The organism is Acinetobacter sp. GW821-FHT01E09 (assembly GCF_059422385.1).
On record NZ_JBWKWU010000001.1, the window covers coordinates 520,986 to 545,535 of the forward strand.

At 40.4% G+C, this 24,550-nt stretch carries 22 protein-coding genes and 1 pseudogene; 17 read left to right on the forward strand and 6 right to left on the reverse strand.

The features are described from left to right. The first annotated feature begins 49 nt into the window (after window positions 1-49). The 7 genes and pseudogenes from mumR (at window position 50) to AC07U8_RS02510 (ending at window position 8,680) form a co-directional block, all read left to right on the forward strand. A complete protein-coding gene (gene mumR / locus AC07U8_RS02480; protein WP_004818810.1) occupies window positions 50-958 on the forward strand; it encodes a LysR family transcriptional regulator MumR in 909 nt (302 codons plus the stop codon). A 331-nt stretch (window positions 959-1,289) separates the two neighbouring features. Beyond that, window positions 1,290-2,541 (forward strand): annotated as a pseudogene (locus AC07U8_RS02485) (NRAMP family divalent metal transporter). A 35-nt stretch (window positions 2,542-2,576) separates the two neighbouring features. After that, complete coding sequence (locus AC07U8_RS02490; protein WP_494737260.1) at window positions 2,577-3,335, forward strand: LamB/YcsF family protein; 759 nt, start codon at window positions 2,577-2,579, stop codon at window positions 3,333-3,335. A 19-nt stretch (window positions 3,336-3,354) separates the two neighbouring features. After that, window positions 3,355-4,161, forward strand: coding sequence for a putative hydro-lyase (locus AC07U8_RS02495; RefSeq protein WP_494737261.1), 807 nt, complete (start codon window positions 3,355-3,357; stop codon window positions 4,159-4,161). 19 nt (window positions 4,162-4,180) lie between these two features. After that, window positions 4,181-5,761 carry a 5-oxoprolinase subunit B/C family protein gene (locus AC07U8_RS02500; protein ID WP_494737262.1) on the forward strand — a complete coding sequence of 527 codons (1,581 nt, stop codon included), beginning with the start codon at window positions 4,181-4,183 and terminating at the stop codon, window positions 5,759-5,761. Window position 5,762: 1 nt separating this feature from the next. After that, the gene (locus tag AC07U8_RS02505; RefSeq protein ID WP_494737263.1) at window positions 5,763-7,502 is read left to right on the forward strand and encodes an acetyl/propionyl/methylcrotonyl-CoA carboxylase subunit alpha; all 1,740 of its coding nucleotides are present in this window, start codon (window positions 5,763-5,765) and stop codon (window positions 7,500-7,502) included. A 140-nt stretch (window positions 7,503-7,642) separates the two neighbouring features. After that, on the forward strand, window positions 7,643-8,680 hold the full coding sequence (locus AC07U8_RS02510) for a hypothetical protein (protein ID WP_494737264.1): 1,038 nt from the start codon (window positions 7,643-7,645) through the stop codon (window positions 8,678-8,680). A gap of 105 nt (window positions 8,681-8,785) precedes the next feature. On the opposite strand, the gene AC07U8_RS02515 is transcribed toward AC07U8_RS02510, so the two are convergent. After that, on the reverse strand, window positions 8,786-9,532 hold the full coding sequence (locus AC07U8_RS02515) for an SDR family oxidoreductase (protein ID WP_494737265.1): 747 nt from the start codon (window positions 9,530-9,532) through the stop codon (window positions 8,786-8,788). Between the two features lie 148 nt (window positions 9,533-9,680). On the opposite strand from AC07U8_RS02515, the gene AC07U8_RS02520 reads away from it, so the two are divergent. The 5 genes from AC07U8_RS02520 (at window position 9,681) to AC07U8_RS02540 (ending at window position 14,774) form a co-directional block, all read left to right on the forward strand. Then, window positions 9,681-10,019 carry a winged helix-turn-helix transcriptional regulator gene (locus AC07U8_RS02520; RefSeq protein WP_419302537.1) on the forward strand — a complete coding sequence of 113 codons (339 nt, stop codon included), beginning with the start codon at window positions 9,681-9,683 and terminating at the stop codon, window positions 10,017-10,019. Window positions 10,020-10,125: 106 nt separating this feature from the next. Next, a complete protein-coding gene (locus AC07U8_RS02525; RefSeq protein WP_004718027.1) occupies window positions 10,126-10,575 on the forward strand; it encodes an ammonium transporter in 450 nt (149 codons plus the stop codon). Between the two features lie 26 nt (window positions 10,576-10,601). Beyond that, entirely contained in the window at window positions 10,602-13,244 is a 2,643-nt protein-coding gene (gene topA / locus AC07U8_RS02530; protein WP_004818820.1) for a type I DNA topoisomerase, read from the forward strand. Between the two features lie 70 nt (window positions 13,245-13,314). Next, complete coding sequence (locus tag AC07U8_RS02535) at window positions 13,315-14,073, forward strand: hypothetical protein (RefSeq protein ID WP_494737266.1); 759 nt, start codon at window positions 13,315-13,317, stop codon at window positions 14,071-14,073. 137 nt (window positions 14,074-14,210) lie between these two features. Next, window positions 14,211-14,774: an HdeD family acid-resistance protein gene (locus AC07U8_RS02540; RefSeq protein WP_004718021.1), complete on the forward strand. Its 564-nt coding sequence runs from the start codon at window positions 14,211-14,213 to the stop codon at window positions 14,772-14,774. A 187-nt stretch (window positions 14,775-14,961) separates the two neighbouring features. Here AC07U8_RS02540 and AC07U8_RS02545 read toward each other — a convergent pair whose 3' ends face one another. Further along, on the reverse strand, window positions 14,962-15,411 hold the full coding sequence (locus AC07U8_RS02545; protein ID WP_494738573.1) for a carboxymuconolactone decarboxylase family protein: 450 nt from the start codon (window positions 15,409-15,411) through the stop codon (window positions 14,962-14,964). A 99-nt stretch (window positions 15,412-15,510) separates the two neighbouring features. Here AC07U8_RS02545 and AC07U8_RS02550 point away from each other — a divergent pair, with 99 nt between their 5' ends. The 5 genes from AC07U8_RS02550 (at window position 15,511) to AC07U8_RS02570 (ending at window position 20,276) form a co-directional block, all read left to right on the forward strand. Then, window positions 15,511-16,647, forward strand: a complete 1,137-nt coding sequence (locus AC07U8_RS02550) for a glycerate kinase family protein (RefSeq protein ID WP_494737267.1) — start codon at window positions 15,511-15,513, stop codon at window positions 16,645-16,647. Window positions 16,648-16,834: 187 nt separating this feature from the next. Further along, window positions 16,835-18,826 (forward strand): ATP-dependent helicase, encoded by a 1,992-nt coding sequence (locus tag AC07U8_RS02555; protein ID WP_270382932.1) that lies wholly within the window; start codon window positions 16,835-16,837, stop codon window positions 18,824-18,826. Window positions 18,827-18,912: 86 nt separating this feature from the next. After that, the gene (locus tag AC07U8_RS02560) at window positions 18,913-19,164 is read left to right on the forward strand and encodes an RNA recognition motif domain-containing protein (protein WP_004718014.1); all 252 of its coding nucleotides are present in this window, start codon (window positions 18,913-18,915) and stop codon (window positions 19,162-19,164) included. A gap of 221 nt (window positions 19,165-19,385) precedes the next feature. Next, window positions 19,386-19,889: a DUF6586 family protein gene (locus AC07U8_RS02565; protein WP_004718012.1), complete on the forward strand. Its 504-nt coding sequence runs from the start codon at window positions 19,386-19,388 to the stop codon at window positions 19,887-19,889. A gap of 108 nt (window positions 19,890-19,997) precedes the next feature. Beyond that, window positions 19,998-20,276: a hypothetical protein gene (locus AC07U8_RS02570; protein ID WP_004718010.1), complete on the forward strand. Its 279-nt coding sequence runs from the start codon at window positions 19,998-20,000 to the stop codon at window positions 20,274-20,276. A gap of 263 nt (window positions 20,277-20,539) precedes the next feature. Here AC07U8_RS02570 and AC07U8_RS02575 read toward each other — a convergent pair whose 3' ends face one another. The 4 genes from AC07U8_RS02575 to AC07U8_RS02590 form a co-directional block, all read right to left on the reverse strand. Next, complete coding sequence (locus AC07U8_RS02575) at window positions 20,540-22,258, reverse strand: cation:proton antiporter (protein WP_004718008.1); 1,719 nt, start codon at window positions 22,256-22,258, stop codon at window positions 20,540-20,542. A 182-nt stretch (window positions 22,259-22,440) separates the two neighbouring features. After that, window positions 22,441-22,596 (reverse strand): 50S ribosomal protein L33, encoded by a 156-nt coding sequence (rpmG, locus tag AC07U8_RS02580; RefSeq protein ID WP_003654787.1) that lies wholly within the window; start codon window positions 22,594-22,596, stop codon window positions 22,441-22,443. Window positions 22,597-22,608: 12 nt separating this feature from the next. Continuing rightward, on the reverse strand, window positions 22,609-22,845 hold the full coding sequence (gene rpmB / locus AC07U8_RS02585; RefSeq protein ID WP_000048256.1) for a 50S ribosomal protein L28: 237 nt from the start codon (window positions 22,843-22,845) through the stop codon (window positions 22,609-22,611). 165 nt (window positions 22,846-23,010) lie between these two features. Next, window positions 23,011-24,459 carry a coniferyl aldehyde dehydrogenase gene (locus AC07U8_RS02590; protein ID WP_016539261.1) on the reverse strand — a complete coding sequence of 483 codons (1,449 nt, stop codon included), beginning with the start codon at window positions 24,457-24,459 and terminating at the stop codon, window positions 23,011-23,013. Window positions 24,460-24,550 lie beyond the last annotated feature (91 nt).

Consider the following 24,550-nt stretch of genomic DNA (forward strand, 5'->3'; position numbering starts at 1 on the left):
CAAAGGATTTGCATAACGCAAGCGCTAAATTTGTGGGTTAAGATGGATTATGAACTTAAAAAACCTCGAAGCATTTTATTGGGTGGTGACCTTAAACAGTTTTAATAAAGCCGCAACAAAGCTTCAAACGACACAGCCTGCAATTTCTCAAAAAATTACTGCGATTGAAAATGATCTCGGTTTTAAAGTGCTGGATCGCAGTTCTCGTCAAATCAAAGCCACGCATAAGGGCATGACCTTATTTAAATATGCTGAAAAGTTTATGCGACTGGAAACAGACTTGGTGGCTGAACTCACAGAAAGTCAGTATTTAACAGGAACGATTCGTTTGGGGGTTTCCGAAACGATTGTCCATACTTGGCTAGTGGAGTATATGGAGCAAGTCCAGCAAGAGTTTCCCAAAGTTTCCATCGAAATCGTGGTGAATTTAACTCCAGATTTACAAGAAGGTGTACGCATCGGTGATTTGGATATGGCGTTTTTACTGGGGCCAACTTTGCCTTTTGAATGTATAGAACGTTCATTGTGTGATTTTGAATTAAGTTTTCTGGCATCGCCTTCATTTAAAGGTGGAATCGGGCAGATGTCATTACGGACATTGATGTCGCATACCATTTTAACCTATCCAAGAATTACCTATCCTTATAAAGAGCTCAAAGCCAAAATGAAAGAACAGAAGATCGATGAACCACTATCCATCACAAGTTATTCATTGGTCACATTATTACGTTTAGCTGAACAAGGTTTAGGGATTGCAGTGGTACCTAAACTAACGGCAATCAAAGAAATTTTAGATGGGCGACTTGAAATTCTAGATACGCCAATCCAACTAAAGACATTCCACTTTACCGCAATCTATACACAAGGCAATAACACCGCATTAAAAGAAAAGTTGACGGATTTAGCGGTTTTAACTTCGGAAAATGCCATGAAAAAGCTGAATAATAAAATTAGATAATGAACAATAAAACGGCATTTTATGCAGCTTTGGTTTTGATTTAAAAATTGCAAAAATATGAAATATTGATAATGAGAACTTATAGAAACTGATAAACATTCATTATTAAATGATTTTAAAAATAATAAAAACATATAAATTCAATATCTTATGTTTAATGAATTTTGGATAAAGTCTTATTGTGACTGACCTTCGCCTATGCTTTTATTTGAAATACAGATTTGGTTCAGCATAACCAGAAAATCTTAAAAGTTTAAAGGATTAAAGAATCTCGTATTTTAGAAAAATAGATGTTCTTTGTTTCACTTGAAATAGCGTTGATTAAGCTCAAATGGATGAGGAACGCCTACATGTCTTTATTGAAATCTTCTTTTTTGTCTGACCGTCAATGGGCAATTGTTGCATCTATCTTTATGATGGCAACGTCTGCGATGGGGCCAGGCTTTCTAACCCAAACGGCTGTATTTACAGTGAAATTAGGCGCTGCATTCGGTTTTGCAATCCTTGTTTCGATCATTATTGATTATGTTGTTCAACAAAACATTTGGCGTGTGGTCACTTTAACGCAAATGCGCGCTTCAGATATTGCCAATAAAGCCTTACCGGGGAGTGGTTACTTACTCGCATTTCTGGTCATTTTAGGTGGGTTTTTCTTTAGTATCGGTAACATTGCGGGTGCTGCACTGGGCTTAAATGCACTCTTTGGGTTGGATACCAAGGTCGGCGGCGTGCTGAGTGGTGCTTTGGCTATTCTGATTTTTGCCTCCAGAAAAGCCACACTGGCGATGGACAAGAGCATGATTATTTTGGGATTACTCAAAATCGTTTTGATCGTGATCGTTGCATTTATTGTCATGCCACCTGTGGGGCAAGCCGTTCAACAAACTTTTGCACCTGATCAAATTGATTTCGCCATCATTACAACCATTGTTGGCGGTACAGTGGGTGGTTATATCTGCTATGCGGGCGCGCATCGCTTATTGGACAAAGGTGCTGTAGGACCAGAAAATATTGATGAAGTGGCCAGAGCCGCAACCAAAGGTATTGTGGTGGTTGGGATCATGCGTTATGTATTGTTCTTGGCATTTTTAGGGGTTGTGGTCAGCGGCGCAAATATCGATTTAGCAAGTCACGATGCCAACCCAGCTGCGCAAGCATTCCAATATGCTGCGGGTACATTTGGTTTTAAACTGTTTGGCTTGATTTTTTGGGCAGCCGGAATCAGTAGCACAATTGGTGCAGCCTATACCTCTGTTTCATTTATGTCCGCATTTAAACAGAACTTAACCACCAAACATACCAACTACCTCACCATTAGCTTTATCTCTTTAGCCTTGTTGCTTTACGTGATTCTAGGTGCAACACCAGCGGGCTTACTGATCTTTGTGGGTGGTTTTAATGGTTTGGTATTACCAATTGGTTTAACGATTTTTGTCTATGTTGCGGCATGTCGTAAAGACATGATGGGCAATTATAATTATCCAAAATGGTTGCTGGTTTTGGGTGTATTAACCTGCTTACTCACATGGTGGATGGGTTATATGTCATTTACGACAGTATTTAATTACCTCACCAAGCTCTAATCAACTTCACACTCAATTGAAAAGGAATGATCACAATGTATGTCGATTTAAATAGTGACTTGGGTGAAAGTTTTGGCTCATGGAAAATGGGCAATGATGAGCAAATTTTACCTGTGGTCAGTAGTGCCAATATTGCCTGTGGCTTTCATGCAGGTGACCCGTTGGGAATATTGAAAACGCTTCAACAAGCGGTGAAATTAGATGTCACGATTGGTGCGCATGTTTCCTACCCAGATTTGGTTGGTTTTGGTCGCCGTAATATGGATTTGTCTCAAGACGAGCTGATCGCGGATGTGCTCTATCAAATTTCGGCGCTTGATGGTTTGGCAAAAGTTGCTGGCTCCAAAGTGCAATATGTCAAACCGCATGGGGCATTGTATAACACCATAGCCAAAGATCCCGTACAAGCCGAAGCCGTGATTGAAGCCATTAAAATGTATAACCCAGCATTGGTACTGGTTGCTTTGGCTGGGTCAAATTTGGTTGCACAAGCACGTCAGGCAGACTTAAAAGTGGTTTCAGAAGCCTTTGCTGATCGTGCTTATAACCGTGATGGCTCATTGGTTTCACGCCGTTTAGAGGGTGCTGTTTTGCATGATGCAGAGTTTGTGGCAAAACGTGTGGTTGCGATGTTAAAAAATGGCGGGGTTGAGTCAATTGATGGTGTCTTTACCCCGATTCAAGCCGATACGATTTGTTTGCATGGTGATACCGCAGGTGCACTAGAAATGTCCGCAGCGGTTAAAGCTGAGCTGTTAAAAAACGACATTCAAGTTCGTTCATTTTGTGCATAAAACAATAAGGACAAGACACATGTTTAAAGAGATTAAAGTCGATCCAGTTCAACTCAAAGCTGCATTGGATGCGCGACAAAAAATTCGTGCGGGTTTTGATCAACCCACTGCAGGAATGGCTGCTGGAATGACCCAAGTGAACATGATTTCTGTACCCAAAGACTGGGCATATGATTTCTTGTTGTACGCACAGCGTAATCCGCAAAGCTGTCCTGTATTAGACGTTTTGGAAGAAGGTGTATATCACTCTCGATTGGCTGCTGACTCAGACATTCGCACTGATTTTCCACGATATCGTGTTTGGAAAGACGGTGAAATGGTGGATGAGCTCACTGATGCGAGTGAGCTTTATAACGCGCATCCTGATTTAGTGACCTTTTTAATTGGCTGTAGTTTCTCCTTTGAAACAGCTTTGCAAGAAGCGGGGATTGAAGTGCGTCATATCCATGACAAGACCAATGTACCGATGTATTTGAGTAATATCGAATGCCTTTCTGCTGGACGTATTTCAGGAAATATGGTGGTTTCTATGCGCCCCATTGCTGCCCATCAAATAGCTGAGGCTGTAAAAATTACGGCACGTATGCCGAGTGTTCATGGCGCTCCCGTACATATTGGTCATCCTGAAAGTTTGGGCATACGCGACATCAATCAGCCAGATTTTGGTGATGCCTCACGTATTGAACAGGGTGAAATTCCAGTATTTTGGGCATGTGGTGTAACGCCTCAAGCTGCAATTATGAACTCGAAAATCCCATTTGCCATTAGCCATGCACCAGGACATATGTTGATTACAGACATACCTGATCGTGCGTGGCTGCGTTAAGACAAGAAAGGATCAGTAAATGCGATTTTTATCGGTAAATTCCGACAGTTTCTTGATTGAACTTTCTAGTTTAAAAGAAACTTTGGCGTTATACAGTAAATTGCAAAATTTACACTTGAATGGAATCAAAGATTTAATTCCTGCTGCAAAAACAATTTTAATTTGTTTTAACGAAATCAAGACTGACTTTAAAACCTTGAGTGTTTTGATTGGTACTTTAAAGCTTGATTCAGGCTTTGATCGAAATACGCAGGAAGTGATTATTCCGATTCGTTACGATGGCGAAGATTTAGCACAAGTGGCTGAACTTCAAGGCCTCTCTATAGCCGATCTGATTTTAAAACATCATCAAAGCACTTGGGACGTTGCCTTTATCGGCTTTGCTCCAGGTTTTGCTTATATGAGTAGCCTTGATCAGCCGTTTACAGACATTCCTCGTCTAAAAACACCGCGTAAAAAAATTCCATCAGGCTCACTTGGACTTGCTGGGCAATACTCGGGAATTTATCCAAAAGATAGTCCGGGTGGCTGGCAATTGATTGGAACAACGTCAGAAAAGATGTGGGATTTGCAGCGTCAAAATCCTGCGCTTTTACGACCAGGAATGCGGGTGCATTTTGAAGATGTAACCCATCATCCTGTATCTGTGGATGTGCCCAAGCAAATCACGCCAAGACATGATTTAACTTTAAAACAGCCCCTATTCAAAATCACGGCATCTGGTTTGCAAGTTTCGATTCAAGATGAAGGTCGTTTTCAGCACAGCAATATCGGTGTGGGTACAGCAGGGGCGATGGATGTCGCTTCGATGCATTGTGCCAATCGAATCGTAGGGAATCCAACGGATACGCCTGTGATTGAGGTGTTAAATGGCGGTTTAAAAGCAGTCATGCAAAATTCAGCTGTCATTAGCGTGGCAGGTGCAATTTCCAATATCCATGTGAAATTTGCAGATGGTCAAAAAGCAGATTTTGACAGCTATCAGGCGATTGCACTTGATGAGGGAGATGAATTTCAAATTCAAACGCCGAGTGCAGGGTTTCGCAATTACCTTGCGGTTCGTGGTGGTTTGGATATTCAACCCGTTTTAAATAGCTGTTCTTTTGACAGTTTAGCCATTCTTGGTCCAGCCCCTTTAAAAACGGGTGATGTCATTTACCAAGGTCTAGTCGTCCCATCCAATATCAGCATCAACGAAGTGCCAAAATCCAATCTCCCGTCCCTTGGCGATACGATTGAACTTGATATTGTGATGGGACCTCGAACGGATTGGTTTGAGCAAAGCAGTATTGAAAAACTGTGCAATCAAGCATGGTTAGTCACCAATGAAAGTAATCGAGTGGGATTACGTTTATCTGGGAAAGCGCCCTTAACACGTAAGATTTGCCATGAATTGGAAAGCGAAGGCACATGTATTGGTGCTTTGCAGATTCCACCCAATGGTCAACCTGTATTGTTTATGAATGATCACCCATTAACTGGTGGTTATCCTGTGATTGCTTCGGTTGCCAAGCATCATTGGGATTTGGTGGCACAAATACCTGCGGATTGCCATATCAAATTTAGAAAAATCGCCGAATTTGTAGATATCGAGAACTAAGATGAACCAGCAAAAATATGTAAATGAAAAATTATTGATTGCCAATCGTGGTGAAATTGCTGTGCGTATTATCCATGCTTGTCGTGATATGGGCATTGCTTCTGTGGCAATGTATGCAGATGACGATATCGGCAGTTTGCATGTCGAACTTGCGGATGAAGCATGGGGGTTGGTTGGCGCAACCGCAAAAGAAACCTATTTAAATATTGATGCCATTATTGATATTGCTAAAAAATCAAAAGCCACTATGGTGCATCCTGGTTATGGTTTTTTATCAGAACGGGCTGAATTTGCACAAGCTGTGATTGATGCAGGCTTGAAGTGGGTAGGACCATCTCCTGAAGCAATTACCAAGTTGGGTGATAAAATTGAAGCACGTAAAATCGCTGCTTCAGTGGGTGCCCCTTTGGTACAAGGCACACAAGACCCATTGAATAATGCAGATGAGGCTTTAGCCTTTGCAAAACAATATGGCTTACCTATTGCAATTAAAGCGGCATTTGGTGGTGGTGGTCGTGGTTTAAAAGTGGTTTGGAAGCTTGAAGAAGTGAAAGAACTCTATGACTCTGCTGTCCGTGAAGCAAAAGCGGCCTTTGGCCGTGGCGAATGCTTTGTTGAGCAGTACTTAGACAATCCTCGTCATATGGAAGCGCAAGTGATTGCCGACCTGCATGGGAATGTGGTGGTCTTAGGTACGCGCGATTGTTCTTTACAGCGCCGTAATCAAAAATTAGTTGAGGAATCTCCAGCACCATTTATCAGTGATGAGATTTACCAAGAGATTTTAACTTCAGCAAAAAATATTTGTCAGGCTGCTCAGTATGTTGGAGCAGGGACAGTCGAGTATTTATTGAGCCAAAACGGGACGCTATCATTTTTAGAAGTCAATACGCGGTTGCAAGTTGAACATCCTGTGACCGAAGAAACAGCGCGCGTTGATTTGGTGGTTGAGCAAATTCAGGTGGCTTTGGGCGAAGAATTATCGATCAAAGAAACCCCTAAAGCACAAGGCCATGCCATTGAGTTTCGTATCAATGCAGAAGACCCTAGCCGTGGTTTTATTCCAGCATTTGGTACACTAAGTTTATTTGAAGCACCTTTTGGTCATGGTGTGCGTGTCGATACTGGCGTGCGCACAGGCTCTCTGGTTTCCAGCCATTTCGATTCTTTAATGGCAAAGCTGATTGTGACAGGGGAAACGCGTGAAATCGCAATACGCCGCGCAAAACGCGCTTTAAAGCAGTTTAAAATTGAGGGGGTGGCTTCAGTTTTAGATTTTCATCGTGCCGTGCTGAATGAGCCTGATTTTACCGACGAATTTAAAGTACATACGCGTTGGATTGAAAATGACTTTAAACAAGACTTAAAATCAACTCGACGCGCGATTCCTCAGCATCAACAAGCGATGGTTTTAAGCTATATCGAAATTGATGGGAAATTACACCGTCTAGGCTTACCTGCAGGAATGTTTGCTCAAGGTGCAGTTCAGGTGGAGCAACAACCAGCGCAAAGCACAGAGTTCGCACTTCAACCTGAGCACTTACCAGCGCCTATTAACGGGGCAATCATTGCTTGGAAAGTCCAAACTGGTGAGCAAGTGAGTGCAGGGCAAGTTGTGGCAATTATGGAAGCCATGAAAATGGAAGTTCAAGTTTTGGCACATCAAAGTGGTCAAATTGAATTGCTGAAAGAGCTCGGGAGCACGTGTCAGGCTGATCAAGTGATTGCAACCATCCAATAATATTTATCTTTAAAATCTAAAACTTATACATTTAAGTCAGGTGGAATTGGGAATTTAGGATTAAATTTCCAATTTTATTTGACCTTTTGTTGAAAGCTGGTTGTAATGCTTGCCACTGTTCAGTTGTAAACTTTTTGACCATGCCGAATAAAGCTGTTCTTCTCGATCTTGAAAATAATATGCCTACAGCCAAAATGCTGCGGGAGATTATTGAACATTACCCAACACTTTATCTTTTCAATTGTACGGGACAATTCCAGTACTCACTGGAAGATTTAACTGAATTTTCAGGCTGGGTGAGCAGTGGTCAGGTGGTGATTTTAGAAGTACCGAATGCATCTGAAAAAGAATATGAATATGCAGTTGTGGTGGGACAATTATTGGCATTATTAGAGCCAGAGATGCAGATTGAAGTCATTTCTGCGATGCCAAGTTGTTCCTTATTGTTAGATCTGATGCGTAGCGCTGATCTAGCGTGTAATTTTATTCAAGTCCAATCCACGTTGGAACGTCAACGCAACAAGTACTCGATACCTAGTCTACAAACCATTCAAAATAAGCCGTATTTGCAAATGGTTAAAAAGTATTGTGATGCCTTGGGAGAGATGACAGGCAAACCGAATACTATTGAAAAATTAAAGAATTCTATTGTGAATATTTTGCAAGTTGTGCCAGAAAAAGCTCAGCATCTGGTTGGCATGTTAATCAATTTAAAAATTGTCAAACGCTTTGATGATCAGGTGGCTTATCGTAAAAAAGTCTTGAAACAATGGACAAGTCTTGATATCGACAAGCCTATTTCAGCACGCCCAGCTGAGACTGAATCCGCAGCACACCCAAATATCAAACTTGAAAAAATTGATCAAATTTTAGAAAAATTACGTGTCGATTCAGATCAGGTGTTACAGGAAATGGATCAGCAAGATTCAGTGGGTGCAGTACACCAGGTTTTGTTTAAAAACTTTGCAAAAATAGATCCAGTGCAAATTGAAGTTATTCATAAGTTGAATAATTTAAAAACCGATAAACCTAAAGATATTTATGAGTTGCGTGATTTATTGGAGCAAATGTTTCCAAAATCTGATATCCGTTTATTGCTTAAAGAATTGATTGAAAAAGGCTATATTTATTGGAATGGTCATGAAGTTGTTTATAGCCATGAAATGTATTTAAATTAGGGCGATTTTTAAGCTGCCCAGAGCAACATAAAAAAGCGCTTAGATTTGAATATTTAGCGCTCTTTTATTAAGCCATACACTGTATTTTTATCGCTTTGCTTATGCTTATAAATTTGCTACGCCACCATCAACCAAAAGTTCGCTACCGACAATAAATCTAGCTTCGTCAGAAGCAAGATAAATAAAGGCATTGGCAATTTCGACTGGATCCGCCAACCTTTGAATTGGCACAAGATTTTCAATACTGGCTTTGAGCTGTTCAACTTCAGCAGGCGTACTCGCAACTTTGTTGAGGGCAGGGGTTAAGGTTGGTCCTGGTGAAAGTAGGTTAAATCGTATTTGCTGGGCCAAAAGTTCTCTAGATAAGGTCTTGACCAAAGAGCGTAAGGCGATTTTTGAGGCAGCATAAACGCTACTTTTCTCTAAGGCGATATGAATACTGGTCGAACCACATAAAATCACTGAAGCATGGGGCTTGATCATTGGAAGTAAGCGTTGTATCAGGAAAAATGGACCTTTTACATTGGTGTTGAAAATCGCATCGAATTGTTCAACGGTCCATTGTCCAAATGCTTCATGGCTAACATTGCCAGCATTGATATAAATCACATCGAATTTAATGGATAATTGTTGCATTTTTTCAATGAAATGATCTTGTGATGCTAAGCTTGAGTGATCACACTGGATGCCCAAACTTTGGCTGCCGAATTGTTCTTGTGTCAGTACAATTTGATCTGGATTTCGGCCAGTAAACACAACAAAAGCACCTTCTTCTATTGCACGTTGTGCTGCTGCAAAACCGATTCCACTGGTTGCGCCAGTAATTAAAACCATTTTATTCTTTAATCGCATGTTTTTCACTAAAATGTCTACAAACTCTTATATTGTGAAAATTTATTTGCCAAAGTAAGTACTTACCAATTGGTGACTTAGTCGTTGTTTGGTTTGAAATAGACTAAACTCAAAGGCTATAAAATGTAGCTTTATGTAAGGTGGAAAAATGACAACACTGCAATATGAGCAAAATTGTTCGATTATGCGATTTGTTGGATTATTTTCGGGAAAATGGGTATTGCCAATTGTCTATCATCTTATTGAAGCACAGCATCCTGTTCGATTTAACCAATTACAGAAGGCTTTAGCGCCAATCCCACAAAAAGAGTTGTCGAAACATTTAAAACTGCTGGAGCAACACCAACTTATAACCAAGCAGATTTACCCAGAAGTACCGCCTAGAGTGGAATATCAAATTACCGAATTAGGACAAACGCTGCAAAGTGCTATTCAGTCATTGGGAAGCTGGATGGAGCTTTATGAAAAAAATATGAATGAAAAATAAGAAATTAAACTGACCTCAAAATCAGTAATTGGCGGTAATTTTAATTTTAAACTTGCGTTTTATATTCAGCTTATGCAACTCTAATATAGGAATTAAAAGGTGAACTATGGAACACACTGGTCTTTGGGTTGCGCTCGTTATTATTGTTTTTGTATTGGGCTCAATTTTTGGCTTACGCGTAAGCCCTAGAGAAAAAGCATTAGGTTTAATGCGAGAGAAAGCACGCAAGATGGGCTTACACCCACGTTTAGTGGCTGCACCAGAGTGGACGAAAATCCCGATGGCAACAGAGTCTCGTGCGAGTATGGTGGCTTATTATAGTGTACTGATTCCAGATGCACGCTTAGCTTTGATGCGCGCCCGTGTAGAAGAGCAAAAGCTTCAAGTGGTCCTCGGTGATGAGAAATTTAAAGATTTTCCCATTGCATTAAAAGGGATTTATGCTATTGATATGCAGGCCAACTGTGTAGGGCTTTATTGGGATGAAGAATCTGACCTCAGAGCAACACAGCTTGATGATATGAAGGCATATTTACTTAAATTGGCTGAAATTTAACTTAATAATAGGAACAGTGGTTTATTATGGCGAACGCTCCTCGGTCCACATCCAAAAGCACAACAGCAAATTCTCCTGATGCTGGGAAAAAACGTGCATTAGTGATTGTGGAGTCGCCTGCAAAAGCGAAAACGATTAATAAATATTTAGGCTCAAATTACATTGTGAAGTCTTCGGTAGGTCATGTTCGTGATTTACCTACAGGTGGTTCAAGTAAATCGACAGAAAAAAAGCCTGCAACGCGTACCAAATTGACGGATGAACAGAAGGCTGAAAAAGCACAATCCGCTTTAGTCAATCGTATGGGTGTCGATCCTGAGCATGGTTGGAAAGCTAAATATGAAGTGCTTCCTGGCAAAGAACATGTGGTCGCTGAACTCAAAAAACTAGCCAAAGATGCAGATGAAATCTATCTCGCAACGGATTTGGATAGAGAAGGAGAAGCGATTGCGTGGCATTTAAGAGAAGTGATTGGTGGTGATGATAGCCGTTACCATCGTGTGGTCTTTAATGAGATTACCAAAAATGCCATTCAAGAAGCATTTAAGCAACCTACACGTCTAGATTTAAACCGTGTGAATGCGCAACAGGCACGTCGTTTTCTCGACCGCGTGGTGGGCTTCATGGTTTCACCACTACTGTGGGAAAAGATTGCGCGTGGCCTCTCTGCAGGGCGTGTACAGTCGGTTGCAGTAAAATTGGTGGTCGAGCGTGAGCGTGAGATTCGTGCCTTTATTCCTGAAGAATACTGGCAAGTTTTTGCAGACACTCATTCTGCAAAAGATGAAATTCGTTTAGAAGCAGTCAAACAAGGCGGCAAAACATTAAAATTACAAAATAAAGCGCAAACAGATGCTTTATTGAAAATTTTAAAAGATGCTGAATATAAAGTTGCAACACGTGAAGATAAGCCAACGAAGGTCAATCCAAGTGCGCCTTATATCACATCAACCTTGCAACAAGCTGCAAGTACTCGTTTAGGTTTCTCTGTAAAGAAAACCATGATGCTTGCACAGCGCTTATATGAAGCTGGTTTTATTACTTATATGCGTACTGACTCAACATTCTTGAGTGATGATGCTGTCAGTATGGTGCGTAATCATATTGAAACTGAATTTGGTGCGAAGTACTTACCCGCTAAAGCAAATCGTTATGGGAATAAAGCCAATGCGCAAGAAGCCCATGAAGCGATTCGTCCTTCCAATGTTGCCTTAAAAGGCGATAGTTTGGCGGGTGTTGAGCGTGATGCACAACGTTTATATGATTTGATCTGGCGTCAATTTGTTGCATGTCAAATGACCCCAGCAGAGTATTTATCCTCAACGATTTTGGTTGATGCGAATGGTGTAGAACTCAAAGCCAAAGGTCGTACTTTAGTTTTTGATGGTTTTACCAAAGTGCGTGGTCAGAACAAGTCTGATGATGATGTTTTATTACCAGCAGTCAAAGTGGGTGAAATTCTCAAACTTGAGAAACTTGATCCTTCTCAACACTTTACCAAACCACCTGCACGTTTTACTGAAGCATCTTTAGTAAAAGAATTGGAAAAACGTGGAATCGGTCGTCCATCGACCTATGCTGCGATTATTTCGACGATTCAAGATCGTGGTTATGTCAAACTCGACAATCGCCGTCTTTTTGCAGAGAAGATGGGGGAAATTGTTACCGATCGTCTAGACGAGAACTTCAATAACCTGATGAATTATGCATTTACTGCAGATTTGGAAGGTCAATTGGATAAAGTTGCAGATGGTGAACGTAATTGGAAAGAGCTGTTAGATAGTTTCTACGGTGATTTTAAAAAGCGTTTAACCACAGCACAGGGCGAAAACGGCATGCGCCGTAATCAACCTGTAGAAGTTGAAGCTGTTCACTGTAAAGAATGTGAACGCCCGATGCAGATTCGTACAGGCACAACGGGTGTCTTCCTTGGCTGTTCTGGTTATAACTTACCACCAAAAGAACGCTGTAAAGGGACGTTGAATTTAACACCAGTTGAGTCATTGGCTATACTTTCTGATGATGACAGTGCTGAAACTGCTGATTTAATGTCGAAAAAACGTTGTCCAGTGTGTGGTACTGCAATGGATAGCTATGTGATTGATGGTGGTCGCAAGTTACATATTTGTGGAAATAACCCAGATTGTGATGGTTATGAGCTGGAAGAAGGTGAGTTCAAAATCAAGGGTTATGATGGTCCAACCATTCCATGTGATAAATGTGATGGTGAGATGCAGTTGAAAACGGGTCGTTTTGGTCCATATTTCGCTTGTATGAGTTGTGACAATACCCGTAAAGTTTTGAAAAATGGTCAGCCAGCACCACCTCGTGTCGACCCAATCAAAATGGAACATTTACGTTCAGTCAAACATGATGATTACTTTGTTCTACGTGATGGAGCAGCGGGTTTATTCTTGGCGGCAAGCAAATTCCCTAAAGTTCGTGAAACACGTGCACCGAAGGTTGCGGAGTTACGTTCAGTTGCAGATCAACTTGATCCTAAGTATCAGTTTATCTTGCAAGCACCTGATCAAGATCCAGATGGTAATCCAACATTGGTTAAGTTTAGCCGTAAAAACCAAGCGCAATATATTGGTTCAGAAACCCCAGAAGGTAAACAAACCAAATGGTCTTTGGTCTACCAAGATGGGAAATGGGTAGAAGCTTAATCCATAAATATTTAAAAATGCTGGCCTAGGTCAGCATTTTTATTGCGATTAAAAATTGAGAATATATTCAATGTGGAAAAAGATTCGAGTTGGTATTTTACTGGTCATTCTGTTGATTGTTGCAATGAACGCATGGCGTGATATGAATCAAGATTGGAGCAAGCCAATCGTTGTTTTATTACATCCGATCAATGCAGATGGTCAACGCTCCACATCAGCCTATATTCAGCAAATTTCAACAGATGATCTTGAGGAAATTGAACATTATTTAGGTTTACAGTCTCAAGCATTTCGTGGGCAACCGATTTCGTTTCATTTTCAGCTTGGACGTGAGTTAAATACCTTGCCACCTAAGTTTCCAGAATCAGGCCGTATCTTGGATACAGTTTTGTGGAGTTTAAAATTTAGATTTTATGCATGGAAACAGCATCAAGGCGAAGATGGCTCACCATCGGTGACCCTGTATTTAAATTATTATGATCCCAAGTTGCAGAAAATATTGAAGCATTCCACTGCATTGGAACGTGGGCGTATTGGTTCTGTAAATCTATTTGCATCACGGAAGCAAAGTTCGAGTAATAAAGTCGTTCTTGTACATGAGTTATTGCATACCTTTGGTGCAAAAGACAAATATGATTTTACAACGGGACAGCCACTCTATCCGACGGGCTATGCCAATCCTGAGCAACAACCACGTTATCCGCAGCAGCGTGCAGAAATTATGGGTGGCTATATTGCGCTTTCAGAAAGTAAAAGCAAAATACCTGAAGATCTAGAGGATACTATGATCAGTCGACTCACTGCACAAGAAATGGGTTGGGTGAAGTAGTGTATAGAGCTGTGCTGTTTATCGCTTAGATTCTGCTCAAACAAAGCTTTATTCTGGTATAGATGCAGATTTTATACAGACAAACACCTGAATTAGATCAACAATAAAATGAATGAATAACAACCAAGAGAAGAATTATGCGTACTGTAGGAAATGATTTAGTTCGTCATCAACTCCATGAAAACCGTAAATGGTATCTTCTGCTTGGAGCTTTATTGGTGATCTTTGGATTAGTGCTACTGGCTTCACTGGGTATGGCAACATTGACGGTTGTTGCATTGTTTGGTGCTTTAATGATGATTGGTGGGGTTTTACACCTCATTGCAGCATTTAAAATTTTTGATGGTGGTTTCCGCTGGCTTTGGGCGTTGTTTGGTGTGTTGTATATTGCAGCGGGTTATTATGCGTTTAAATCTCCGATTACTACTGCAGTGGTATTAACCAATTTACTGGCAATTGCCTTATTGATTGGCGGTTTTATTCGTATTTTTAATGCGTTTATGTTGAAACCAATGTCTGGATGGGGTTGGACATTATTTTCAGGGCTTTTAACCTTGGCAACAGGTGCAATTATTCTGGCATCACCAGATTCTCCTTTTTGGGTACTCGGATTATTTTTAGGTGTGGATATTTTGTTCCAAGGAGTCAACTATCTCACCTTTGCTGCGGCAATTAAACAAATCCCACCTGCGAGTCATTAAGGTTTCATTTAATGTTTTAAATCATATGTGCTTTTAACAAAACGCCTGATCAATGAGATCAGGCGTTTTGCATTTTGGCGTAAATATTTATGCAACTAGAGCAGTATTCAGTTAAATCTTATCTCAATTAACACTCCTGAAAAGCGTGAAGTTAGCTAGATAAATGATTTAAGTGTTAAAACTCAGCTTATTTCGCGACTTTATACTGGCTGGAAATGGCGATACGGTTCCATGTGTTGATCACAATCGCAACCCATTCAATCGCCGTGATTTCATCACTGGATAAATGCTGCGCAGCTTGTTCATAAGCGCTATCTGGAAAATGTTGATTGGCAATTAAAGTGATCTCTTCAATTAAAATTAAAGCCGCACGTTCTTTTTCAGTAAAGTATTCACTTTCACGCCAAGCACTAATCAGCGCAATACGATCCGTTGACTCGCCCGCTTTAATTGCATCTTGGGTATGCATACGAACACAGTAAGCACATTGGTTAATTTGCGAGGCTCTTAATTTGAGTAAATGAGAGAATCCAACATCAAGCCCAGCTTGCTGAACTTTTTGCATAGATAAATTTTCAAGCTCGATGACCGTTTTATATAGTTCTGGGGCAGTCTTACCAAGGTTTACACGTTGCATAGTTGTCATTTCTTTAGTCTTAATTATGAATTTATTAGTTTATCTATACTCGAAAAATCGTTATGTTAATTTTTGAATCTCACCAAAATACATTTGCTCATGTCTAAAGTTTTTGTGCTTGCGCCTGACTCATTTAAAGAAAGTATAACAGCCGAACAAGCTTGTTTTGCAATGCAACGTGGCATTGAAAAAGTCATTGCTGATGCACAGTTTATTCATGTACCTATGGCAGATGGTGGCGAGGGAACAGTCGATGCTTTGGTCGCTGCACGAAGTGGTCGTAAAGTATATGTTGAGGTCGCTGGTCCATTGGCTCAGCAACGAATATCGACCTATTGGGGATTAATTGATGACGGTCAAACAGCTGTTATAGAAATGGCGCTGGCAAACGGTATTCATCTGATCGAGAAGTCTCAACGCAATCCTTTAATCACATCAACTCTGGGTACAGGGGAAATGATTAAAGCCGCTTTGGATTTGGGTGTTGGTAAAATCATTATTGGTCTGGGTGGTAGTGTTACCAATGATGCTGGTGCTGGGATGGCACAGGCTTTAGGGGCAAAATTTTTAGATGAGAACAACCATTCTGTAGACGTGGGTGGTGGGCAGCTTCAACAGATCAAAAGCATTGATATTTCACAACTCGATGCGCGTTTAAAAGCGACTGAGATTATTATTGCCAGTGATGTAAACAATCCATTATGTGGTCCAAATGGTGCTTCTTTTATTTTTGCGCCACAGAAAGGAGCAACTGCTGAGATGGTTGGGATCTTAGATCAAAACCTTGATCATTTTGCTGCGTTGGTGAAACAACAGTTGAATGTTGATGTTGCAAATCTACAGGGTGCTGGTGCTGCAGGCGGTTTGGGTTTCGGACTTATGGCTTTTACGGGTGCAAAAATACGCTCTGGTGTGGAAATCGTGATTAAAGAAACCCGACTTGAGGAAAAAATTGCCCAAGCAGATTATGTGTTTACTGGCGAGGGTGGTATTGATTTTCAAACCAAGTTTGGCAAAACACCTTTTGGGGTAGCGCAAGTTGCCAAGCAGTTGAATAAACCTGTGATTGCTTTTGCAGGGCATATCGGTGAAGGCGTCGAGGAGCTTTATGCCGAAGGCTTTAGTGCAATTTTTGGTATTGTTGATGGTGCATGTGATTTAGCAACAGCATTAAAGCATGGTGAGCAAAATTTAGAACGCTGTTGTGAGAGTGTGGCACGGTTGTTAAGACTATAAGGCGGTTTTTATTGTAAAAGTCCTCCTTTAATCTCTGCTAGGGACAATAAATTTTATTGTCTTGAATTTTTCTTCGTTGGTATGTCCTGAGTTAAGCGTCAATTCACGACTTGATTCTTGGGTTAAAATGCATAATTTCACTATAGCTCTGCTAAACTAGCAGCCATCCATAAAATGATGAGTGAAAATGAGTTTAGCCAACCTGATTAATGAATTAAACCCTCAACAAAAACAAGCTGCTACGACTGAAACAAAACATAGTCTAGTTCTTGCTGGGGCAGGTTGTGGCAAAACCAAAACCATTGTGGCACGAGCTGCATATCTCATTGATCAAGGCATTCCTGCCAATCAAATCCAAATTTTGACATTTACCCGCCGTTCTGCCAGTGAGATTGTAGCGCGGGTAGAACTTGCTTTAGGTGATCAGGCCAAAGGGTTACGCGCATCTACATTTCATACCTTTTGCATGTATTTACTTAGACGTGTGCCAAAAGCTTTTGGATTGGATCAATTTTCGATCATAGACCGTGATGATCAATTGATGTTGTTCCGTTTGATTCGAGGAAAGGACGATAAAAAGAATCCCAACGCCTTACCCAAACCACAACAGCTTTGTGATTTATATTCCTTTGCACGTAATACTCGGCAAAAACTAAGTTTGGCTTTAGAAAAGCAACTGCCTGAGTTTTTAGACGATAAAGATCAAATCGCAGAAATCATGAAAGAGTACGAAACCCGTAAGCGGGCACGTAGTTTTCTAGATTACGATGATATTCTCGCCGTGGTTGCTTCTGCTTTGGCACAGTCCGATGGTTTAGCGGATTATGTTGCGGGCTTATGTCAGTACATGCTGGTTGATGAAATGCAAGATACCAATCCTTTGCAGTGGGCAATTCTTGAACCATTAAAAGATAAAACATCACTGTTTTGCGTGGGGGACGATGCACAGTCGATTTATGGTTTTCGTGGTGCGGATTTTGAAAATATCCACCATTTTAAAGAGCGTGTGCCAGATGCAGAGATTTTCAAATTAGAAAAAAATTATCGCTCTACTCAAGAAATTTTAGATTTTTCAAACTGGTTACTCGATCAAAGTTCGATTCATTACGATAAAAAACTGGAAGCTTATCGTGGTGATGGGATTAAACCGCGAATGCATGTTTTTCCAAATGAGTTTGATGAAGCAAAATGGATCGCGATCGACATCAAAGAGCGGCATTTATTGGAAGGTTCAGCTTGGAATGACCACATGGTGTTGGTGCGTTCAGCCTTTGCTGCACGGCATATCGAGGCTGCTTTTATCCAAGCCAATGTTCCCTACCGATTTATTGGAGGGATGAAGTTACTTGAAACAGCACATGTTAAAGACTTACTGAGCTTATTGCGTGTTATTGCCAATCCATTGGATGATATTGCGTGGATGCGGTTTTTAACCTTATGGAATGGCGTGGGCGATGTCGGTGCGAGTAAGCTGGCGCAACAACTCTTACTGGATGCCGATATTGAAAAAATTACAGAAAAATTAGAAAAGTTTGGGCGCATTCCTGACAATACATTGCTGATTATGAAGCAAATGAGTGTGCTAAAAACTGAAGTTGAAGCCTGTGTAAAACTCGGTGTAGAGGCTATTCTCAACCAACTTGAAGAAAATTATGCCAAAAAAGATTGGCATAAACGGGTGGGGGATTTTGATCTGGTCAAGCAATTGGCGTCTAAACATACTCAACTGAGCGAGTTCTTAGAAGAATATGTACTTGACCCTGTTTCAATCAGTGAAATTGAGCGTCAGTCGCAAGATGATGTGGTGACTTTAATTACCATCCATTCTGCTAAAGGCACAGAACAAAAGGTTTGCTATGTGGCAAATGTCTCTGCGGGGCAATACCCAAATGCACGTGCACAAGGCAATTTCGATGAAGTTGAAGAAGAGCGCCGTGTACTTTATGTGGCTTTAACACGCGCGCAAAATGAACTTATTCTAACCAAACAAAATTTAAGTTTTTGGGCACATACGCAAACAGATGAACAAGGTCGTAAGATTGAAAGTTATTTTCTCAATGATTTAACTCGAAATTTATGTAGCACAGAAACCCACTATAGACAGCGAGAGCAAACTGTAAAAAGTGCCTTAATCGAACGTCGGGCGATTAATTTAGATTTTGGTATAGATCTAGATTAAACTATAGCAATCGTTTTTCATTCAAAAAGTAGGTAGGCGAGTGCTTTTTGATGTTTTTTGCCTCGTTTATATTTTAAGGTTGTGAGATGAAAATTTTAGTTCGTAATTTAGAACGTACTGTAACTGAAGCTGAATTGTTAGAGTTATTTAAGCAATACGGTACAGTAGATACTTGTACTTTAGTACTTGATGCGGCAACAGGTAAATCGAAAGGTTTTGCTTTTGTTGAAATGCCACATGGTAGAGAAGCAGTTAAAGCGATTAAAGGTTTAAATACCTTGCGCTTACATGGTCATGGAATTCGTGTAAAAGCAGCGGAAGATAAGCCAGAAGCATAATTGGCAGATATTCTAAGGAGCATTTATTGCTCCTTTTTTTATTTTAGTATTTAAATGATCTCGTCAAACCATGATAAAAATAAAAACTTAAATTGATATTTTTGCAAAAAAGAGCGCTATCTATTTTATTGACATACAACATGGATAAAATTCATTGTGATTTTTGTTCAATAAAGATTAAGCTAAGACTGTAAAGAATGCCAAAATCTTAGGGAACTTCCATGTCACGTGTAGCTCGCTTTCATGCAGACCGTACCAATCAAAAACTTTATTTTGCTCGTCTTGCATGTATGCAGGGAGAACAAACTGAAAATGTTCAACAAGCTCAAGCACATCGTGAAGCAGCAGTATTTCATTTACATGGCGCGGTTTTAGCATTTCTGCAAGAGTTGGTACGTTATTACCGTTTAAATGATTTTTCCCCAACCTTAAAGTCAATCGAAGAAAATATGGCGGCTAAAGGACAAGTCTCACCAGAAGTTTTAGTGATGCAAAAATTAGCCAAAGAAGGATTTATTGCTGAACTCAAAAGAGCATATCGACTTTGTCAATATGCACCTGAACCAAGTGCGCCAGAACCAGAGGATGAAACATCATCAAACTTAATTATTAAAGTGACGCAAACACCACAAGCTTGGTTGCCTGATACAAAGATTTTAAGAGAGTGGCACCGAGATTTATCGCAACTTATTGATGGTTTTCGTAATGAAATGGTTGAATTCTGATCTTTTTGATCAGATATACTTGAAATTTTGTTTTAAATGACTATATAAAATATCTACAAGATGCAAAGTGCATTCAGCACCTTGCCCCATGTTGAGCATGGAGGATTTATGTCTATCGAACAGTTAAAAGAGTTATTTGGAAATCAGGAAGCTATTTTGGAGTTGGTACAGCTCGAAAGTGGGGAGCTGGCACTGCGTAATGCAGGTTCTGAAAAAGAGCCCTTGGTCACTATTCAATTTAATGAAGAAGTGAAAGCACTACTGGGTGATCAAACACCAGCGATTGCACAACAGATGATTCAGGCTGCATTATTTGCGTTACTTGAAAAACAGGCAGATGAATGGCATGCTGAAGTTGTTGATGAACAACCAAAATTTATGAGCTAGTGATTTCATTTATTCTAGAATAAATACAATAAACGCACTTTCGAGTGCGTTTTTCTTTGTAGGCAAATAACCTGACATACGCAAATGGCGTCAAATTCTAGAAGTTTTAAATCTTTTGTTAGATGGGGTGATGATCCCCCATCCAACATGGTTATCGATACCATTACATAATGGAAGCATCACGACTTTCCAAGGTCTACAAAGAACAGTCGTGTGGTTTTAGCTGCCTTTTAAAAGATCTACGTTTTAAAAATGAGCCGAATTCAATGTGTTGGTTCATGATGATGAGCAATTTGGATCTGGTTTAAAATATGATTACTCATGTTTTTCGCCATTTCCTCTTTTGCATAATAGACTTCACCGACATTGTCTTTACGGATCACTTCAGCTTCTTCTTTATTTTCAGCACAGACTAACACTTGAATTTCTGGATTAAGCAGCTTGGCTGTATCGACAATTTTATGAATATCTACAATATCCATCGGTGAAATCACCAATAGTCGTGCATGTTGGATATGGGCTTGAATCAATACACTGGGTTCAGTTGCTCGGCCAGAAACTGCAGCGATGCCTTTTTCACGCAAATTCTCTACAATTTCACGGTTTTCTTCAGCGATGACCACTTTGATGCCATCATCCATCAATGTTTTGGTAATACGACGTCCGACTTCACCATGACCAACAATCACCACTTGATCACGTAAATAGGCTTGATCAACTTCATCTGGAAGCATTGCCAATGGGTCACCGCTACGCTCAAGTAAGCGCGCCAAATGTGAACGTTCACGGATCCAGTTTTGTACAGGTTCGATCGCAGAAAATAGAAATGAATTGAGGGTGATAGAAAATAAAGCACCCGCTAAGATTAAGTTTTGCGCTTCAGGGCTAAGTAATCCTAGTGACAAGCCTAAGGTTGCCAGAATAAAGGAGAACTCTCCAATTTGTGCCAAACTGGCGCCGACTGTTAATGCTGTATTGATGGGATAACGGAAAAATAACACCAATGCCATGGCAGCCAGCGTCTTACCAATCATAATAATGGCAATGACTGCTAAAATATGCAGAGGCTGTTCCACAATAATACGTGGATCAAATAACATTCCGACAGAAACGAAGAACAAAATCGAAAAAATTTCGCGTAAAGGTAAGGTTTCTTCTTCTGCACGATGACTAAAATCTGACTCTTTAACCACCATTCCGGCAAAGAACGCTCCAAGTGCCATAGAAACACCGAAGATTGCGTATGAGCCATAAGCAATTGAAACTGCTGCTGCGACCACGGTTAAAGTAAAAAGCTCTCTAGAACCTAAACGTGCCACATATTGCATAATCATTGGCACAAGACGTTTCCCAATGATGAGCATAAAGGCGATAAAACCAGTTACTTTTAACAGGGTAATGCCGAGTGTTAACCAGATGTTTTGATCAGATTCATGTCCTGCAATAGGATGTCCGCCTAAAAGTACGGCTGTTGCAGGCAGTAGAACCAGGACTAAGACCATGACCAGATCTTCGACCAGCAACCAGCCAACGGCAATCTTACCATTCACCGAGTTAAGCAGTCCTTTGTCACCTAATGCTTTGAGTAAAACCACTGTACTTGCACAGGATAAACTTAAGCCAAAGACCAGTGCAGAGCCAAAGCTCCAGCCCCAAAAGATGGAAACTGCCATACCCAGTAAGGTCGCAACCGCGATTTGTAAAATTGCACCAGGGAGGGCAATTTTTCGGACTTGCATTAAATCGTTGAGGGAAAAATGCATCCCGACACCGAACATCAAGAACATGACGCCTAATTCAGCAAGCTGATTGGCCAGCGCGATGTCTGCAACAACACCTGGGGTATTGGGGCTGATGATAATTCCCGCAATTAAATAACCAATCAAAGGTGGCAGGCGTAATCGTGCAGCGATATAGCCAAAGATCAGGGCTATACCAAAACCAACTGCAAGTAAAATAATCAGATCTACATCATGAGGCACTAAATACTCCTTAAATCTTCAGGAGAAATCATTCAAAAAATCATTTCTTAAGGTAATGACTTTGTATAAAGCCATATAAAATGCACAATCAGTGCCAAATTCGCTAAAGAGTTTAACAAGTCGAAGAAAAAAAAGGCAAAAAAAACGACCCAAATGGATCGTATTTTTTAAGAAAACTAAAATTATTTAATTTTAGCTTCTTTGAAGATTACGTGTTGACGGATTTTTGGATCAAATTTTTTGATTTCCATTTTTTCCGGCATAGTACGTTTGTTCTTAGTAGTGGTATAGAAATAACCTGTACCAGCAGTAGAAACTAAGCGAATTTTATCACGCATGGTTCAGACTCCTTAGATCTTTTGACCTTGAGCACGAAGGTCAGCAACAACCTTTTCAATGCCCAATTTGTCGATAATACGCATACCTTTAGTGGTTAGACGAAGACGTACAAAACGTTTTTCGCTTTCTAACCAGAAACGGTGGTGATGCAGGTTCGGCTCGAACCGGCGTTTAGTTTTGTTGTTGGCGTGTGAGACGTTGTTACCAACGACTGGACGCTTGCCGGTAACTTGGCAAACCTTAGACATGGTGTAACTCCATTGATTTAGCCAACAGCAAATCTGTATGGCCAGTCAAAATAAAACGGATTGAATTCATTCAAGGGGCGTTTTATACCAAAATTCCGCTTAAAAGACAAGCGGAATTCGTCAAAACGCAACATGATCTAATTTGATAGATCATGCCTTGATCAGTTAGCGTAAGAAAGTTTTCTCTAAAATCTTATTTAGGGCTTTGTCATAAGGCGCTAATATGAATTTTAAGCTAAATAGCTTAGGAATAGACATTACTGAACGCTCATGTGATAAACCAAAGAAACCTTCTGGGCCATGATATTTGCCCATGCCAGATGCACCAACGCCACCAAATGGTAAATCGTCTTGTGCGACATGGGTAACTACGGCATTTTGACCGAAATGCCCAGAATGGGTACGTTGAGAAACGTATTCTGCGCGGGCATTGTCAAAGTCGAAATAGTATAAAGCAAGTGGACGCGGTCTGCCATTAATAAAGTCAATTACATCGTCAATTTGATCATATTCCATAATCGGAAGCACTGGACCAAAGATTTCATTCTTCATAATGTCCATTGTCGGTAGAACACCTGTTAAGAATGTTGGGGCAATTTTACGTACACTCGCTAATTCCTCATTTTGGGGATTGATTTCAATCAACTCAGCGCCTTGTTGACGTGCATCCTCTAAATAACCTTGAACACGGTTGTACTGCTTATCGTTGATAATGCTGGTGTAATCTTGATTATCACGAATCGTCGGGTACATTGTTGTTGCAGCTTGTTTAAAGCTTTCAATAAACTCGGCAGTTTTTCCTCGAGGTAGGAACATATAGTCTGGTGCTACACAGGTTTGACCAGAGTTCCATAATTTACCAAAAGCAATACGTTCAGCGACCAGATTGAGATCACTTGAAGGGTGTACGATTACAGGTGATTTACCACCAAGCTCAAGAATAACAGGCACTAGATTTTCGGCAGCAGCAGACATCACTGTTTTACCGACATTGGTAGAGCCAGTAAAAATGATTTTATCGAATGCTAAATGTGAAAATGCATCGGAAATTTGACCACCACCATTCACCACGGCAACCAATTCTTGTGGAAATGCTTCTGAGAGTGCATTTTCAAGTACGAAGCCAAAATTAGAAGATGAACTTGAAATTTTGAGTATTGCGTGATTTCCGGCAGCCAGTGCACAAATCAGTGGGCCAACAGAAAGCAACAATGGATAGTTCCATGGTGCAATAATTCCAATCACACCTAAAGGCTGATATTGCACCCAAGCTTTGGCTGGTTGGTGTAAGATAGACACATGGCGCTTAGATGGTTTCATCCATGCTGTTAAATGCTTGCTATAATATTTAATTTGTTCTAAACATGTGAGTAGTTCACCAATTTTAGTTTCGCTGATTGAACGATTGCCGTAGTCTTGATTGATTGCTTCTGCAAATTGATCTTGGTATTTTACCAGAACTTTCTTTAAGCGAGCTAAACGTTCAATACGTTCCTTTGCTGTAGGAACAGGGTAGCGTTGATAAGCGACTTTCTGTTGTTCAAGAATGTCATGCATACGTTGAACTTCAGGTGAGTAAGAAGTCATTGAATTTGTTTTTGTATGACTGTTCATGACAAACACCATTTACGAATAGGTTAATATAATATAATTTTTAGAGTAAATACTCTAAATAGTCAAGTCACTTTATGTTAGCTTGTGCTAA